19 protein-coding genes are annotated in these 17544 nt (G+C 42.9%); 11 read left to right on the forward strand and 8 right to left on the reverse strand.

Annotation, left to right across the window (positions count from 1 at the left end):
• Positions 1-2 precede the first annotated feature (2 nt).
• Positions 3-3029 carry a tail fiber domain-containing protein gene (locus tag DQQ10_RS26805; protein ID WP_112750039.1) on the reverse strand — a complete coding sequence of 1009 codons (3027 nt, stop codon included), beginning with the start codon at positions 3027-3029 and terminating at the stop codon, positions 3-5.
• 373 nt (positions 3030-3402) lie between these two features.
• On the opposite strand from DQQ10_RS26805, the gene DQQ10_RS26810 reads away from it, so the two are divergent.
• A complete protein-coding gene (locus DQQ10_RS26810; RefSeq protein ID WP_112750040.1) occupies positions 3403-3831 on the forward strand; it encodes a hypothetical protein in 429 nt (142 codons plus the stop codon).
• A gap of 284 nt (positions 3832-4115) precedes the next feature.
• Here DQQ10_RS26810 and DQQ10_RS26815 read toward each other — a convergent pair whose 3' ends face one another.
• The 4 genes from DQQ10_RS26815 to DQQ10_RS26830 form a co-directional block, all read right to left on the reverse strand.
• On the reverse strand, positions 4116-5858 hold the full coding sequence (locus tag DQQ10_RS26815; RefSeq protein ID WP_133259780.1) for a hypothetical protein: 1743 nt from the start codon (positions 5856-5858) through the stop codon (positions 4116-4118).
• Positions 5858-7213 carry a PKD domain-containing protein gene (locus DQQ10_RS26820; RefSeq protein ID WP_165824141.1) on the reverse strand — a complete coding sequence of 452 codons (1356 nt, stop codon included), beginning with the start codon at positions 7211-7213 and terminating at the stop codon, positions 5858-5860. The genes DQQ10_RS26815 and DQQ10_RS26820 overlap by 1 nt, the downstream gene beginning before the upstream one ends.
• Positions 7214-7551: 338 nt before the next feature.
• Positions 7552-8370: a 2OG-Fe(II) oxygenase gene (locus tag DQQ10_RS26825; protein WP_112750043.1), complete on the reverse strand. Its 819-nt coding sequence runs from the start codon at positions 8368-8370 to the stop codon at positions 7552-7554.
• 121 nt (positions 8371-8491) lie between these two features.
• The gene (locus DQQ10_RS26830) at positions 8492-9193 is read right to left on the reverse strand and encodes a sterol desaturase family protein (protein ID WP_221409804.1); all 702 of its coding nucleotides are present in this window, start codon (positions 9191-9193) and stop codon (positions 8492-8494) included.
• Between the two features lie 400 nt (positions 9194-9593).
• Here DQQ10_RS26830 and DQQ10_RS26835 point away from each other — a divergent pair, with 400 nt between their 5' ends.
• The 3 genes from DQQ10_RS26835 to DQQ10_RS26845 all read left to right on the forward strand — a co-directional run bounded on the left by DQQ10_RS26835 (position 9594) and on the right by DQQ10_RS26845 (position 11456).
• Positions 9594-10133, forward strand: coding sequence for an RDD family protein (locus tag DQQ10_RS26835; protein ID WP_112750045.1), 540 nt, complete (start codon positions 9594-9596; stop codon positions 10131-10133).
• A 45-nt stretch (positions 10134-10178) separates the two neighbouring features.
• Positions 10179-10682, forward strand: a complete 504-nt coding sequence (locus DQQ10_RS26840) for a hypothetical protein (RefSeq protein WP_112750046.1) — start codon at positions 10179-10181, stop codon at positions 10680-10682.
• 282 nt (positions 10683-10964) lie between these two features.
• Complete coding sequence (locus DQQ10_RS26845) at positions 10965-11456, forward strand: hypothetical protein (protein ID WP_112750047.1); 492 nt, start codon at positions 10965-10967, stop codon at positions 11454-11456.
• Positions 11457-11590: 134 nt separating this feature from the next.
• On the opposite strand, the gene DQQ10_RS26850 is transcribed toward DQQ10_RS26845, so the two are convergent.
• A complete protein-coding gene (locus tag DQQ10_RS26850) occupies positions 11591-11968 on the reverse strand; it encodes a hypothetical protein (RefSeq protein ID WP_112750048.1) in 378 nt (125 codons plus the stop codon).
• A 319-nt stretch (positions 11969-12287) separates the two neighbouring features.
• On the opposite strand from DQQ10_RS26850, the gene DQQ10_RS26855 reads away from it, so the two are divergent.
• The 7 genes from DQQ10_RS26855 (at position 12288) to DQQ10_RS26885 (ending at position 16478) form a co-directional block, all read left to right on the forward strand.
• Positions 12288-12902 carry a hypothetical protein gene (locus tag DQQ10_RS26855; RefSeq protein WP_112750049.1) on the forward strand — a complete coding sequence of 205 codons (615 nt, stop codon included), beginning with the start codon at positions 12288-12290 and terminating at the stop codon, positions 12900-12902.
• An 83-nt stretch (positions 12903-12985) separates the two neighbouring features.
• The gene (locus DQQ10_RS26860; RefSeq protein ID WP_112750050.1) at positions 12986-13696 is read left to right on the forward strand and encodes a hypothetical protein; all 711 of its coding nucleotides are present in this window, start codon (positions 12986-12988) and stop codon (positions 13694-13696) included.
• 5 nt (positions 13697-13701) lie between these two features.
• Positions 13702-13896, forward strand: coding sequence for a hypothetical protein (locus tag DQQ10_RS26865; RefSeq protein ID WP_112750051.1), 195 nt, complete (start codon positions 13702-13704; stop codon positions 13894-13896).
• Positions 13897-13936: 40 nt separating this feature from the next.
• A complete protein-coding gene (locus DQQ10_RS26870; RefSeq protein WP_112750052.1) occupies positions 13937-14131 on the forward strand; it encodes a PLDc N-terminal domain-containing protein in 195 nt (64 codons plus the stop codon).
• A 19-nt stretch (positions 14132-14150) separates the two neighbouring features.
• Complete coding sequence (locus DQQ10_RS26875; RefSeq protein WP_112750053.1) at positions 14151-14729, forward strand: hypothetical protein; 579 nt, start codon at positions 14151-14153, stop codon at positions 14727-14729.
• A gap of 80 nt (positions 14730-14809) precedes the next feature.
• Positions 14810-15649: an alpha/beta fold hydrolase gene (locus DQQ10_RS26880; RefSeq protein ID WP_112750054.1), complete on the forward strand. Its 840-nt coding sequence runs from the start codon at positions 14810-14812 to the stop codon at positions 15647-15649.
• Between the two features lie 190 nt (positions 15650-15839).
• Positions 15840-16478, forward strand: a complete 639-nt coding sequence (locus DQQ10_RS26885) for a hypothetical protein (RefSeq protein WP_133259781.1) — start codon at positions 15840-15842, stop codon at positions 16476-16478.
• A 210-nt stretch (positions 16479-16688) separates the two neighbouring features.
• Here the strand turns inward: DQQ10_RS26885 and DQQ10_RS26890 are convergent, their stop codons facing one another.
• Both DQQ10_RS26890 and DQQ10_RS26895 read right to left on the reverse strand, forming a co-directional pair.
• The gene (locus DQQ10_RS26890; protein WP_245970555.1) at positions 16689-16895 is read right to left on the reverse strand and encodes a bacteriocin immunity protein; all 207 of its coding nucleotides are present in this window, start codon (positions 16893-16895) and stop codon (positions 16689-16691) included.
• A gap of 73 nt (positions 16896-16968) precedes the next feature.
• Positions 16969-17388, reverse strand: a complete 420-nt coding sequence (locus DQQ10_RS26895) for a hypothetical protein (RefSeq protein ID WP_133259782.1) — start codon at positions 17386-17388, stop codon at positions 16969-16971.
• Positions 17389-17544 lie beyond the last annotated feature (156 nt).

Consider the following 17544-nt stretch of genomic DNA (forward strand, 5'->3'; position numbering starts at 1 on the left):
GCTTATCGTTTAGCTTTCGCTTCAACACCGATCAGCTTCTTAATCTCGTCTATTTCCGCGCGAAGATCTTTTTCGAGCGTTACGTTTTGTGCTTTCAAGTCTGCGTTTTCTTTTTCAAGGCGTTCCACTTTTTCAATCAACTCTTGAATCGCTTTGATGGAAACAATTTGTGCATCATAAGAGTCTACTTGTAAGACTTCAACCGGATCACCCTCGATATACTGACCGCTTCCAGTTACGGCATGCGGAAATACTTTTTGGTACTCTTGTGCGATGTAGCTATAGTAAAAACGATTCTCGATACTCGGGTGCTTTTGTTTCCAATAGTCTGTGTATTGAAACATTACGGGTCTGAGTTGTTTAATTGTTTCTATACCGTGCGGCACGGTGCTGATATTGGTCTTGATTCTTTGATCCGAGTTCGTGGCCCAATCGCCACCTGTAGTTTTTGATGCTTGTCCTTCAACTTCCAGCCTGTTTGTCGCTGCAGGGCGCCCTATTCCAACAAGTCCATCATCGCCAATCCGCATGCGCTCCACCAATGCCGCTGCTGCATACGAACTTCCTGTTTTGGTATAGAAGATCATGTCACCTCTAAACTGGGCGGAGTTCGCTGAACGTACCTCGATACGCGCGATCGCTGAATTTCCCGGCGAAGAGTTTGATATAAAATCCATTCGTCCTACAGGCTGACCTATTGTACCTTGACCACCTTGAATTTCAATAGAACCGAAACCACTGTTGGTTAACGCTCCTGCAGACACGGTCAGATAACGATTCGCGCCGGTTTCAATTCCTGGATTCGAAACACCGATACCAACATCTGCACCATTCCCAAGAACGACTGTATTGCTTGCACTTACCGTCGCATCATGTCCGATCGCTGTTGCGTTTGTCAAGCCAGCAGTAGATACATCGGCTCCGTGGCCAATTAAAGTAAGACGGCCACCTGTCGTATTCGTCGCCCCGCTCATTCTTCCTACCATCACGCTCTCTTCGCCTGTGGTCGTGAGTTGTCCTGCGCGCTCACCTACAAATGTGTTGAAATCGCCTGTTGTATTTTCTCCGGCTTTGTTTCCCAACATTGTTCCCGATGTCATGGCAGTAGCAAACTTGCCCGCGTTGAATCCAACGAAAGTATTGAGCGATCCCGTGAGCATACTAAAACCAGCATCAGCGCCGATAAAGGCATTATAGCCTCCTGTCGTGTTCGCCGTACCTGCACCTCTACCGACAAACAAATTGTATGTACCGCTGGTGTTCGCCCTTCCTGTTTCAAAACCCAAAAACGTATTGTGATTCGCCGTGATGTTAAGTCCGGTGTTATTGCCTAAGAAAGTATTGCTATTACCCGTGTTGTTGAATACACGAATGCCGTTGACAAAAATGCTTGACCCTGTGCTGAAATTCAGATCGCCATTGATGTCTAGTTTTTTTGTTGGTGTTGTTGTTCCGATACCGACATTGGTTCCATCGTCAAAAACCTGTGACGCTACTTGAGCACTACCATTGCCTTTTGGAATCACGTTAAGCGTTGTGAGCGCTGAGCCGCTAATGGTTGCTGGTACCCAAGCTGTACCATTGTACTGCATCACCTGGCTTGCCGTGGCTCCCATGCTGCTCAGATCTGCGGCCGCGATCGATCCATCCGCGATCACACCACCAACGCCACCGGACACTGCCCCATTGGCAAGATCTGCGCTTGTAATAGACGCATCAGCAATATCACCACCGACACCGCCGGATACTGCGCCTGCGTTCAAGGTTAGTGCACCAGCTGCCGTGAGCGATGCATCTGAAGACATTGGCACATTGCGAAATTGACCTGATCCATCATTCACCAAAATTTGACCGCCCGCAGTAGTTCCAATCGTCACATCGGAAAGATCATCGAGATCACCTACCGCTGCAGGAAGTGCAACGTTCGATGCCGCAGTAATTCTTCCTTGTGCATCAACAGTAAATTGAGCCACGTTCGAAGCGTTTCCATAAGTGCCCGCAGCAACTGCAGTGTTAGCAAGTGCAATCGTACCGGTAGTGGTGATCGGTCCACCAGTAAGTCCTGTTCCAGTGGCTACGCTCGTAACACCCGCCGCGCCAGTCGTGCTAATAGTAAGTACATTGGAAGCATTGGTGATTGACACGTTTGTTCCTTCGCGAATGGTAACACCTGTACCGCTCGATATATTCAATGGGAAGCTCTCGCCGGTTGCAGCTGATCCTGTTCCTGATGTTGAGAGATTTTGAATTTCATTGGTCGCGCTTGCATCTGGAAATGTATTGCTCGACGCTGCGGTAATTCTTCCTTGTGCATCCACGGTGACTTGCGCTGCTGTTGTTGCGCTTCCGTACGTTCCGGCAGCCACCGCTGTGTTGGCAAGGCTAATGGTTCCTGATGTTGTAATCGGTCCACCCGTCAATCCTGTTCCCGTTGACACCTGCACAACGGACCCGCCGCCGGTCATTGTCCCGACCTCCCACTTCTTTGTAGTGTTGTTCCACTTCAATATTTGTCCATCGACTGTTCCTTGTACGAGTCCGACGGTTAGTGGGCTTGCAGCGGTGCCGGATCCGGTAAGTTCGAGACCGCCACGGGTATTGATTTGCGTCACCTCGTTGCCGACAATAGGATCAACAGACGGAGCAGATATCGTAAAATTGGGAAAACTGCCGGCAATCGTAATATTCTGCCCAGCAGTTAAGTTAACATTACTGCCACCACCCGATGTTGCTCCGGCTTCGACCCACGAAGAGCCATTGTGATAGTACAACTTGTTATCGCTTTTGTCAAAAACCAACATCCCAGCTTCAGCTCCAGGCGAAGCAATGGAATTACGACTGGCCACAACGGGAATGATCAAACCCTGGTTGCTGTTCACTGCTTTCAAATAGAGAACAGCATTCGCTTTGGTTTGGGTATCGCCGATCGATACCGTCTGTTGCGCATACGCATGCGTTCCAACCATCATCATGATTAGAACGAGCAAAGGGATTATGCTAAGCCCGAAGGTGTTTTGAGGGGTTCTCATGTGCCAACTCTAGTAAGTTTGATGTAATAAACAGATCGAAAATAACGAAAAATTCAGGTTAAACCAGAATTCATGTGCAACCTTCATGGCTACACTTTCATGCGGGCTCCACAATCACTCATTTCCCATGCTTTTGTGATCAAAGTATCCTTCGAAGATGGCCACATCGCTGCATACCCGAAACCGTGATTTCCCGGATAATGATTTCATCAACGCGTTCCTGTATTTCCAATTTTTGGTTTAAACCTATCCCAAATAGAGAGCAAATTGAACTTTTATAGTTGTAGATACGCATTAATTAACGGCGATCGGCCATTCGATGAGTTGGCACAAATTTTCCCCACATGTTCGTGTCGAATAACTCATACACCGCATGAACCTCCTACAACGCACCGCATTTGTTGCCGCTTTCGGACTCGCTAGTGTTACCGCGAAAGCTCAAACGGAAATCAAATCACAAACTGATTATAAAAACGTACAAGCTTCGATCAATGCTGTGTCGAAAAAACTATATGACTATGCCCAGTTATATCCCGCATACTCTTTTACACCGCAGTACAACGAAGCAGGAAAGTTAATTGCCATGAGTGTAAATGGCGTATCAAATGAGATTGACGCGAATCGTATCGCTAATCATCTCATGGAACTTGAAATGCTGGGCGAAGCAGTGAGAACGATGAACATCGCGCACTTGCCCACGGTAAAGGGAAATCCAGGAAAAGGAATGCTAAGTGAAACAGATGCAAAAAACTATACGCCCGCATTTAGTAAAGAGAACCAAACGGTAACATCGGCGCGATAAAGAAATAAAATCAGTGGCTTAATCTAAACGGCACGCTAGTAGATAGTGTGCTTTTTTTTTGCGTAAGCGTGGGGGAGCTTGTTTTCGGTTTCCAGTCAACCGGTTAGCCAGTGCGCGAACACTTAATTCGTTACGCTTAGCCAGTGCATTTACTTGAACACTTGAACACCTGAACACTCGAACATTTAATTCGTTTCCGGTGAGCCAGTGCATTTACTTGAACACCTAGTTCGTTTCAACTTAGTCAGTCCATTTTACTTGAACACTTGAACACTTAATAACGCTCAAAAACTATAGGAATATCCCACCGTTGCCGTAATCGACTGTGCATTGCTGCGCGTCTTCAAATCACGTTGTTGCCAAACGGTGTTGGCCATCAGCATGTGTTTCTTCGCTACGGCATAACCCGCATTCCAGCGAACATTGACAACCTTACCTTGCCTTTCAGACGCCTGATAACTCACATTATACGAACATGATAGACCTGTTGTCAATTTCTTTTGAAAGATCCTTGCCTTCGCTCCTGCGGTTGGCCCTACAATGATAAACTCTTCACCACCTACTAAATTATAGGTTGCGTTAATCGAGGCATGAACACTCACAGCCTGCGGTACGAACAACAAAGTATATTGTGTGCTGAAATTATAGAATTGCGATAACGCGCCGGGCCTGATCACATCACCTTGTTTATCGGCAGCCTCTTGATAACTTAAATTTGTATTTAAGCTGTGGCGACGATTTTCGTTCTTGCCGAAAGAATACAGTGTGGTAAGCGCAAGGTTTTGTGACAACTGTGTAAAGTCTAGTGTATCCAAGTTATCGTATGGTGTCTGTCCGTTGATGTAGTCAAACTGTGATCGGATGTTCATGTATGTTTGAAATCCGGAATAAGAAAGTGCCGCATTAAAATTCTCATTCGGCGTATAATTGATGTTGGCAGAGCTTACCAATCGCTTTGACGATTGCTCTTTGTCGTTATTTAGATCATCACGTTGAATTCCCCAGCTTAACGCGATCGTGATTTTATCTTGCAGAAATGGACGCGCATAATTCACAGTGATGTTTTCATAGTCATTGTTGAAATAGTAGGCACCGAGGGTCCTATACTCCGGATCGATACGCTCATAGCCGAGACCGATTGTATTTTTAAATAACTGATAATTCAGATTAACTTTGTAAGCTTTGTAAGCGTGCGTCGATGTACGGTTAACAAAAACGTCGTCAAGCCAAGAGTCGCTTTCTCTATTTGATCGAATGTCGCGGGTGAGCAAGCTTAATCCAAATTCACCCGAAAGCATCAAGTTGTCGATTAATTTAACTCCGCCTTCCCATCCGAAAGCAACGTTATGCTGTGGAAAGATATTTAAGCTATCGGGATGAAACTTCAATGAATTCGGATCATCTTTCGCGGTAAAGAAATTCATACCGGCGTAGTAGCCACTTTGATCGTAACGAACCTTTGCGCCATAGCCCATCCGTTGATAAGCAGCAGGCACAAGTGTCCTGGCAGAATCGAATTCACTGGCTCGCTGTAGTCTTCCGTACATGGCGCTAAACTTCCAAGGCCCCTTCGGCGCAACGTCTACACCAACACCTCTGAACATGTGGCCATTCAATGTGTAAGGAGAAAAACTCATGGCAACATCGCCAATGTGTCCCGTAATAGACTTGTACATGGGATGAACACTCAAGCGATTGGGTAATGTCGGGTAACCATAATCGGCACCCAAATTTGTTAAGCTGAAAGAGAATGGAAGATTGATCTGGTTAAACAGATTGAAATTTACATTGCCATTCAGAAAATAAGTAAACGGTTGTCGACCTTGTCCATCGTTACCATCATAAAAAATTGTGTTGGCAGAAATACCGCCACCCATGCGAAACGGTTTCTCTGTAAAGTTCTTTTTTACGTTGTTCAAATCAACTTGCTGACCATACGCCGCAGATGCGATCACCTGTAGCAACAGCAACGTGCTTATGACGTCCATCCAGCTTCCGCGTGTTAAAAATCGTAGAGTTTTTTTCATCAGGGAAGTTTTTGAATTTTAACGTCAGCTATGATGTACGACTGCGTACCCTCGTTTACGAAGTTCTTAATTTTAATCGCGCCCTTACGACCATCGTTAGTTTGGAAGAGAACAACTCGGGGTGTTGACGACATTGAAAAAAACTTTGTACCCGTGTCGTTTTGCTTGATCGCTAATGATTTTATCGGTGTATCGTTCTTCATCGCATCGAAGTTACTCACCGTAAAATTCAGCGTAGTACTTTCTTGCGTATTGACAAAATATGTATGGCTCGCTTGGGGAATTTCCGGAAGCGTAAACTTCGTTGTTGAGTCTGGTGAAATAAAGCGGCAATAATTGAATGACGAGTTGATACCGAAAAACACGAGATCGATTGTAGTACCGTTGTCACCGTTCACATCCGCCTTCTTAAGAATTGCTTTTAACGAGGGAGAGAAAAAGCTTCCGAGCGTTTCATGAGCACTACTCACGCCGAATTTTACATCGTTGTAGACAAACAAATTTGTATTCGGCTTAATAACAATTTGCTGTTGAACCGACTTCGTTTCTTTTCCATTCGACGCCGTGAGTGTAACAGTATAAGTACCAGCGGCCGCGAACTGGAGGGTTGTGTGTTCAGCATTTTTATTACCGATTGTGCCTCCCGACGATTGCCATTGATACGTGATACCACTGATGGTTTGATTCTGAAGATTACCTGATACTGGCGCTTCATAATCTTCATCTAGTAACGTCGGGACAAATTGAAACGCTGGCGCAAGTGCTGGCTTCACTTCTATTGTACGTGTATCGGTAGTGAAAGCGCCATCACCATCGGAAACGCGGAGTATAATCTCGTATGTGCCCGGCGTATTATAGACGACCTCCGGAGGATTTGCAGCCGACGAAGTAGCTGGTGTGCCGCCCTCGAAGATCCATTCGTAAACGGGGGCCACTTCGTTGTTTGTAATCACCACCGTGGCAGGAGCAAAATCGTTCACAAGAATTTCTGTAGCGAAATCTAATGTTGCTTCCGCATCCAATACGATTTGAATTTCTTTAACCGAACGTTGCGTATCATTCCACGCTTCAAGCTTAATGGTGTAAGTGCCCGGAGACGAATACGAAATTTCACCGGGCTGTTTTTTATTCGACGATGAAGGTGTTGCGCCCTCGAAAGTCCAGGTGTAAAAGTCGGCCCCGCTGGTCTTATTATCAATCGCAATTTTCGCAGGAATAATCGCACGCTCATTGGCAATTCTATAGGTAAAATCCGTGGTTACTGGAATTTCTTCCTCTTTAAAACATGCCATGAAAACCAAGGGCAACAGAAGTATGATAAGCGGTGTTACCGTTTTACGCAGTACGTGTGCCATAAGAAATCCAAGTTGGAAAGTAAAAATGACTGCTGCCATCTTCCGGCAAAAGGCAGCGTAACATAATGGTTGCGGTAACGTCATTTTCTGTAGGCAATTGGGGTTAACAAGGACAGGAAAATGTGCTCCAAATATCGCCCTTTTAGTGCGATTTACAGACGCTTATGTAAGAAAACCGACGATAAAACAGTGTTCGACCCGCGCTATTGATTTACTGTGGTCTTTACACTTTTTAAAAGTGCGATCAGGAGATTGATCAGAACGCAGCGCTATCGATTTAAACAAAAAAGCCACGAACTCGCGTTCATGGCTACACTCAATGTTATTATGCTGGTATGCTATTTTACGTTTTTATCGTAGATGTGCTTTGTCTTAACAACGCCCTTCTTAAATACCTTGCGCACCAAATTCCTTAAGGAGGAATCTATCCTCAAGATAAAATCCTTAAACTTCTCTTCAGGGCGTCCATAGAACGAAGTAACATGGAAATAATGCTCACGCTCTGCTGGGATCGATGAGAAGTAATAATTCGATACACAACATCTGTTGCCGTCAACTACCACTTTGCTTACGGAATGGAAAGACGATTTATTCGTAATCATCACCGCCAAACGATTGAACTTACTGAAGATTGTACGTTGAGGTTTATCGACACCATTATCCCAAAGCTCAAGATTTCCACCAAATGACTCTTCCCAGTTCGGCGTAACATAGTAGAGCAAATTAAGAATCCGATAATGTTCACGCGCATTGTCGTGTGAGTTGTCTAGGTGTGGATTCAAAAAATTCCCTTGCGACATCAAGCTAATCCCACCGGCATAGAGTCGATCATCTGGAATGGCTTCACGAAGACCTGTAATTTCACTCACCAAGGCGATGAGCCGTGGATCTTGAAAAGCATAGACGGCTTCTTCCAACAACGGATTGTATTTATTCATCTGCGCCGCTACATTCTTGTATTCCCGTAACGACTTCTTCTCCATCATTTCACTTTTATCAGGAAATGCTTCGTAGATTTTCTTGGCAGAGGCCTCATCAAGCAGATCATCAACATAAAACGTATTGACACGACCCGGCTTTGCAAACTCTTTTGCAAGTTCCGCTTTCATCGGTTCCAAACGTGCTAAAATCTTATCGGCTATTTCCTTTCTTGTCATTGTCTATTCTTTTGTGCGAAATTACAGGATACGACGTTTTAAAGCAATTTGACACAGGAACTGAATCTTCGGTTGGAATAGCCGGTTGGTTTGGCGCGTATGCGGCGTGGAGAATGTTATTTCATGACTTACCGAAAGTACCAAATAACTTATCCCACAAACTGGTATAGAAACCAAAATTTGCCGTTACATCTTGGTGGTGACGATGATGAAATGTGGCTGTACCGATATAACGAAAGATTCGTTTTTGTCGCCATAATTCCGGCAACGGTTCAATTTCCAAGTGACCCAATAATCCAAAGGCGACATTAACCGTGAGGTATATCATGATCGCGATCAGCGAAAAGGAATTCGTCATCAGCAACACCAGCCACAACGTTCCGAAGGCAAACGTTTCGACCGGATGCAGTACAAAAAGATCGATCGGCTTCGGATTCACGGATTGATGATGTAACCCATGTACAACCTCATATAAGAAAGACTTATGGATAAGGTAGTGAAACACGTACATCAACAAATCCATGGCAAAGAAAAGTATCATAAAATCCAGAAGAATGTACCACGACAATTGTGTGTCGATCGCAATATAACCTGTCTGACATAAGTAAAAGCCGAGGTACGTCACAACGGTATTGATTACGTTCGTTACACCGCATATAACCCAATCTTTTCGCGTCGGGCGTGTCCGCGGTTTTTGATGACTTTTCATGATCCACCCACCAATAACAAGCACACTAAGCGTAATGAGTAGATTCTCTACCAAGAAAAGAATCCATAGTTGAGTTGTTGAAAGTTGATCGAGATCGTGTAATACGTTTGGCATGGGAACGTAAAGATAGGATTCCATCCCTTATCTGCACATAAGAAACTTCTGCCTGGGCAGTGCGCAACTACGCCACAACGCCGACGACAAATATACAGGCATAAAGAAATGCGGCGGTTACCAACAAGACCTTGCGTCTCAAAACAAGGGAAGTCACCAAGGCAATACATGACACCCCAACAATGATGTAACTGAATTTGTCACTGGTCCCAGTAACAAAAGTATAGACGAGATGCGCGATGCAGATATTCAGCAAGAACAAAACCGTTGGCACTAGAGGATGAAGCCAGGAAAACTGACGGAAGTTTAAATTTGATTCTCTATTTTTAAGTAAAACTTAAACGGCCGCATCCAAGTTGTGAGCAACGCCGTTTAAACGCCCTGTAACCCCGATTTACAAATGAACACCCTGAATACTGGGAATCGAATTGGCACCATGCTATTAGACCACGTGTTGATGACGGTCATCATTATGGTTGTTGTTATGCCAGGCGTGATATACGACATCGCGCAAACTTTCGGAAATCCCAACGCACAGCCGAAACTCATGCTCGGCAACTATTATCTGAATCTCTTCGCGTTTCCGCTGTACTTCAACAAAGACATCTATCTCGGGAGAAGCCTCGGCAAGAGAATTTTAAAACTCCAACTTATCGATATTAAAACGGGACAGCCTGCAAATGCCCTAAGATGTTTTGTTAGAAATCTGACAATCATCCTGTGGCCCATAGAAGGGATCCTTGCCCTTGCCAACAACGAAAGGCGCATTGGCGATTTTATTGCAGGCACCAAACTAGTGCCCTATAACGTTGAAGAACACAAAGGTCAACCCAACTGGGTGTTCATGACCATCGCATTGTTAGCGTCCATTTTGTTTGTTTATTTCACGATGTTCTATCCTATCGAATTATTGACGCGTGGTATGGAACGCGTTCATTAAGACCATCGATGCAAACAGATTTGACGTTCTTCACAGGCATACACTATGAATCTTCAAACCCATTTAATAAACATTCAAAAGGAGTTTCTTAATTCTTTATCGAAGAAAAAGAGAGAAATGGTTACCTCGGTTTTAAAGAATGCTAAAACGCTTGGGACACTCCTCAATACAGATTCCTTTGATTTCAAGATAAATCAAGTACGGAGAATTTATTGGACTGAAATACCGATCACCCGGTACGCGCACGAAGAGCAGATAAAACAATGGGAGAACATCGCGCCGAAGGAAAAAGATTTCGTTCGAGCAACAGAATTGACACTCGAAAGACTTTTCACATACTGGGAAGAAGATGACCTATGCGATATGCAAGGTCAATTCTACTACTTTATAGATGAGAACAATAATGAATTGTTCTGTGAAAGCGAGTTCGGAAACATAAAAGATTTTGGAAAAAGGGTTGGATTTGAACGCATTAAGATTGCCACGATTAAAGACTTGAAAGGTAAAAACATTCTCAACGCAGAAAAACTGAACTGGCTGCTTGAATAGGTAAGTACAACGGCCTAAATACAAATATTTAATATCTCACATCAACAAACATTTCACACCACAGCCCAAGGACACTATGGAACTTTTACTAACATTAATTTTTTTAACGATATTAATTTTTGGTATCGTCATCGTCAGGATTATAAAACAAGGTGTTAATGAAATACTAAATGGTTTAGCATCTATAGACAATCGGTTAACGAAAATCCAGGAGGATTTAAAGGGAAACAAAATTCACTAGATAATCGTCCGCTGGTAGTCTTGTAAATCACGAGACAAAAAATGCAGCACTTCAAATCCAAATATTACCAACGTGACTTCTCTGGAACGCGCAAAATTAGAAGGCTTCTGACTGTCCTCTATATTGTAATCGCCATATTTGTCTGCGTTGCACTTTATCATCATGATCGTGAACAAGATCCAACTGCAATTTCGATTCTGAAAATTTTTTACGGCATGCGGAGCATGTCTATCGCCGCATTGACAATAACAGGTGGGGTTGGACTACTCATCGGAAGTACAGTTGTATTGATCATTAATCGCATTTACAATTACCGCAGCATTATCATTGCGTTTGAATTCAACGATGAGGACAGACAGGTTAGATTGACGACCAAAAATCTATTTGACCAGGTTGAGGAACATGAATTCCCCTACGGATCCGTGAGGTTGATGAATACAAGGGTATCGGACAGCCTCAACATTCCTTCAAACGCAAAGATATTTTTTGATGATGAATTTAATGAGGTCGGATACTACATCGAAAATCATTGACCTTTTGAAATCGCATCCATAGAAGATTGCCTTAAAAAGATGGCCAGCCGCCTAGCACCCTCCAAGACGTTAGGTAATTTGAAACATCAAAATCCATTGAAGAAAACCCCCTAAGCGTTCTTCAATGCAAGCAACTATTTCTTCCGCCGCGTCAAAGGTTGGAACTCTTCCTCTCGCACAGCTTCTACAGCAACAACTACTGGCTTCCAATCTTCAAATTCTTCTTTACCGATTAACGCTAAAGGGTTTAAATGAGGAGCAGCTTCTTCAATCATCGATACATCAAACTGCTGCGGTGGACTGCCGTGATAACGATTAGCGTAAATAATAAAATGGATCGCGTTATTCCCCACCTTAATTACTTTTATCAGACCATAGTTGCCAAGTCCATCGGCGATGAGGCATATTGCTCCCGGGGCAATGTTCGCCGCAGGGGCTTCACGTTTACACCGCTGTATCAGGATTGACGTCATGAAAGCAAGAAAAATGCAGATGGTGAATTTTAGTCGCATAGCCTTTCCGTTACAAGTTTGCTCTGAGCACGTCCGTTACAAAACTATTAATCTTTCCTACATCAGGCCAATCGCGATCGATGTAAATGATCGATCGCTAAGTGATTGCCAAATAATCACTAAATTTACCCGACAACCGTTACCCCAACATGCATAATCTACATCCATACCATTCTATTCCACGTCGAAGCGGTATAGCCAAAAGCATATTTTTACTGATAACATTTCTTGCCGTTGGCGTTAAGATGTTTGCATGTACTTGCATAGACGCCGGCGGTGTTACAGAATCATACGAAAGGGCTTCTAACTTTGTTTAGCAATGACACTACAAGACTTCATCACAAATAATAACCTCTCTGCACACGACAACCTGGTTGATAACATTTGGAATTCAACCTTTCCTGTCGAAGAAAAAATTGCGCTAAGCCTCGAATGGAATGCCATCAATCCATCATATCATACACTGACTACCCTATGGCTTCGATACAATGTTTCTGGACAGGCAAGTCGGTCGTCTAACGAAAAAATATACGCGGGCTACCAATGTCAACTTTCAATATCCGAGCAAGATCTTTCTGGATCAACAGAATATTCATTGCACTTCGACATCTTTGAAGATCCAGAAAAAGCTACGCATGCATGGACTTACTTCACGGGAAATAATCCAAGTAGAAAGTTCATCAAGGTTATGCTTGCAAATTCAGGTCCTGTACGCAGCCACCTAAAATATACATTTTACGAAGGATTGCTAAATGACGTGGATTATCATTTCCATATTCATATAAGCATTAGTCGCAGTCGATTTGACACCACAACTGAAAAGTTTCAAGCACGTGATATTCTGTTCAAACTAAATCTCGACGACCAAAGAAACAAAATTAATGAATCTGGACATCCGACGTTTGCCGATGTAGCCTTGTACTTGAAGGGGTAAATACAACCAATTCGGCTCCATAGCCAACCAATTTTTCAAAATTAATACGGACACAACCAACCGTTACCCTAATATCGAATTCTATGAAATGGGAAGACTTAAAAGTGTACACGCCGTTAGCCAAGGAAGAGCTTAAAAATGCTTTTAAAGCTTTCACAAAATCCATCGCCGATAACTTAGCGCCTCTCGGCTTTCGATTAAACGGGAGAATGATCCAACGAATTTCTCAAGACGTTATTCAAACCATTCATATAGACACGAGAGGATCTTGGACTGGTGTAAGCGAACACTATACCATCGCGATCAGTATCATGCCTTATTGTAATACCATCTTTATACACGACGAACTCAGCGGTATCGTAAACATTGAGGAGATCGTTCCGAACATCAGAAATCATACGCGCATCACTCTTGAGCATCCGTTACTTGCCGACTTTATCACTAGACAAATTGTCGCGTACGTACTTCCCTACTTTGAACAGTATCGCTCTACATTGGAAATAGCACAGAACCTTAGACAATTCCCGACCGGCAACTTCAGCAAACGAAATGAAGCAGTCGTTATTTTCACGGCATTAAAAAATCACAACAAAGCCGTTGCGAACGAAGAGATCAAAAAGGTCATGCACCATTGGAATAATTCTCTCTCGTCTCTTACCAAGTACTTCTCCACCTATCTAAACGACCTAAACTTCTTTTACGATAAGCTCTCTGAGAACGACTGGGAATCCATTGACCAAAAACTAAAAGTAGACGAAGAGGCAGTATTAAAAAAGTTAAAGTTCCATCGCTAGATATCATGAAGTGTATCAACCTCGTCATCATATTAGTTTTCTTCACGGCGTTGTTCGCAATTATGCTGTTCGGATCTACATTGTTTATCCGACACAATATTGAGACCGACACCACACACGATGATTGGATCTACTGCGGAACAAAAAACGCCTATGATGATGTAAAGGCTTGTTTGTTCGCCATTAGTTTGATCAATTGATACTACATTGTAAAAATCACAGTCATTCTAAATTAGCAAAATGGAACTTATAACTGTTGAAGTACACCCCTTGATCATTCAAGCTGTAGCCCTAGTACTGGCCATCGTTGCACTTATGAAGTTATGGAGAAAGGACAACAAAAACCGGCATAAGATACTTTGGACTTTTTTTATTGTGTTCTTCGTTGTGGTTGGTCCGTTGATCTATTTGGTATTCGATAAACTAAGAAAGTAAATAATGGCTATTAATTGTGATGAACAAACTACTATTTGCATTCAACGCTATCATTGCTTTCAGCTGCATCGACCATACTAAAACACGTACGCCGGGTGTTGCTGATTCAATCACCTACCCTATTTCAATTGATTGTGGCAAGAAAATAGTTTATCAGCGAACTTCCGATGCTGGTAGAAAAGTCTATTTAGACACCATTACCTTGACAGCGGGGGAATTGTATCGCAAAGATTCCACACACCACCCCCTGATGGAGTTTGCATTATCTTACTCAGAGTGGGAAACGATCAGTTGCATCGTTGCCGTTGACGAACATGATTATTGGGGTAAACTTATGATTGCGCTTATTGAAAAAGATGGGCAAATGAGGATAAACTTTCGAGGGCAAACAATACATCTAGAAGCAACTACCCCACTGAACATCAAGGCTGGTCCATTCCTCAGCGCATTTAAAAATGATTCATTAGAGATTCACATTTCAGGAACCTTAGAAAGTAGACGAATCGCGGGGAGTCTGACAGGACATGGCAATCTTGTCCTAATAACTAGTGACCAAACGATACGCGAATCGATTTACTTGGTTTGTGAGCCACAATGAAATTATAAGATGGTAAATGTCGCAGACACGTACTAAAGCAGGATCAACTTTTTACGGACGCGGCGCATCCTTACTTCACTATGAAAAATACACTTTCATTAATTTTCATTTCGTTTCTTTGGATTAGCTGTAAATCAGCACCGGAGGCCAATCGCGTTGCAGCGAATAGTACTGGCGTTGTAAACATCAATGGTACAACGGTCTACTACGAAGAATGTGGACACGGTACGCCACTGATTTTACTCTCAGGTGGCGGAATCAACCGAAGCATAAGAGATTTCGAAAAATGCATCGCCGCTTTTTCAAAACACTACCGGGTAATTGCACCCGATACGCCCGGGCAAGGCATGTCGGGAGAAACAGATACCTTGAGTTATGCGTGGCTCACCGACACAATGTCAAAACTAATCGACTCGTTGAAATTGGATAGTGCTTATGTGATGGGATGGAGTGACGGTGGTATTGTCAGTATTCTACTCGCCAATAAACGCGCGGATAAAATCAAGAAGGTGATTGCCGTTGGCGCAAATAATGGGTTGCGAGGCTTCAATATTCCAGAAGGCGTTATTCTCGACTCAGTCACCCCACCGTCACTGGAATACTGGGAATCGCAAAACACAAAAGACATCGAATGGTACAATACCTTAACACCCAAAAAGGATTGGAAAAAAGTCTTTCACAACATGAACACGATGGTCTACGACAGGGAATATTTTTCAGAAAGCGTGTATGCAGGCATTAACATTCCCGTCATGATTGTACTTGGTGACCGCGATATGATTTCCTTAGACCATGGATTAGAGATGCATAGAAAAATAAAAAACAGTCAGTACTGCGTGTTACCGAATACAACGCATGAAGTATTTGCAGAAAGACCAGAACTCATCAATGCTATCGCGATGGATTTTTTCAGCGAATAAAAAATACAGCTACGCTGGAAAGGTAATCATGACAATCAAAATAAAATTGCCACATTGTAGTTCACAACAAACTATGCAGATTGCTCATTCTCCTACTAATTTTGTAACTTCGATATCTATACTTACTTCATTTAATATACAAATGAAGACACGATACAACGTTGGCAACAGGAAATCAAACACTTAGAATTTGAATGCGCTACACACTTTGATACAGGAGCTCGAACAAGAAAAAGCAAACCTGAAAAATTTGATCGATGACGCTGTAAAAAATGGCGAATACTTAACGGCTCATTTTCACCAAGAAGGGATAGCCATCATCAACAAGAAGCTTCACACACTAAATAATCTCGATGACAAAAATTTCGACAAGAAAAGTCTAGCGGAAATTTTTGGTATACCCACACAAGACGACGACACGTTCTCCACGAGCCGGGAGAAGGAAACCGACGCGCTTACAGAAAGTTCCATTCTGTTTGAACATTTGGGCGAACTCTTGTCTAGAAAGATAAAGGGCATTAACATCGTACTAAAAAAATCCGCTAATCTTGCACTTCGCTTATCAACCGACGGCGCTATTCTTAAAATTGAGGTCTCGAACGTTCAAGCATTGAGAAAATCCATGACCATCACCAACCATGGTCTTGACCATTTTATAGCGTTAGGATTCACGATTGAAGAAGGCGGCGATAAGTTAACCTTTCGACAAAAGCATCAAGACGCAGAAACTTCGTTGCATGAAATTCAAACCATCATATCGAAGATCGTATTTGACATCTTCTACTTCAAAGAATTCCGAGGAGAAACATTCCTGGAGATCCAAGTGTGAACCAAAAGTGTATTCCACGTCATCAATAAACACCAAGTTAAAAAATATCGATATGAAGACTCAAGTGCACTCATACGAATTATAACCGGCGGTGTATTTTTAGCCATAGGTGTTTACAGTATCAATACATTAGCGTCGCTGATGAACGTCGTGATTTATCTTGAACAATCAGACGATTTGCCTATTTTCAGCGCTCAAGTTCTGTATCATTCAAAGCTGAATTGGCTTGTAGCGCAAAGCCTTGTCGACGATCTCTTCGGGCGTGAGATCCTCATGATAAATTAAATCAGTCGGTGACGGATGGGGGACATTCTTTTCAAACACCTCGATAAGCCTATCAATCTGTTCCAACGTTTTTCCCTCGACACTAATAATTTCTATTACCAAGTCAATCAATTTTTCTCTCGTCATTTTCATTAAGATGATTTTGTAATTTAGAACATGAATCACTAATGGACACGTGAAAAGATAATATGCATCGCAGTTTTATTTAGTGAAATACAGCGATAGCTACGCCAACAATAGCCAGCGCGACAATTAACGTTAACTTACCTACTGCCGCCATTTTTTTAAGCTGCCCTTCTGCATCACCTTGCTGCGCCTTCTTAGAAGCCCGGGTGATGATGACGATCAGGATAATTAGCGTTAGTACAAGTACGAGTTTTACGATCAACAAAGGCATATCAGCAAGTGATTTCCAATAGGGCGTGATCAGGTAAAAACCGGAGACCAATAGCAACGCAAGGCCTACATGTCCCATCTTTCCCAGGACAAGCGTGTGCATCCTGAACTTGGCAGCTTCTTCTGTTGACATCTTTGCCGCGGCTATTCCCAGGAAAGCATGCGCGAAGCTTGTACCTAATCCCATCGTGATTCCGATGAAATGAAAAAATAACATTACGTCTCTCATGTGAATTTGTTAGTCGTTAATCGTTAATCGTTAATCGTTAAGGGCATCTCTAAAAACCCGATTTTGGAGATGCTTTGTTTTTTTAATCATTTTTAGAGGCACCATCCGTACAGTTTTTATGTCGACGTTGATTTTTTTCTCCTCTATAGGAGGATT

It is taken from the genome of Pseudochryseolinea flava (assembly GCF_003286915.1).
GTDB lineage: Bacteria > Bacteroidota > Bacteroidia > Cytophagales > Cyclobacteriaceae > Ohtaekwangia > Ohtaekwangia flava.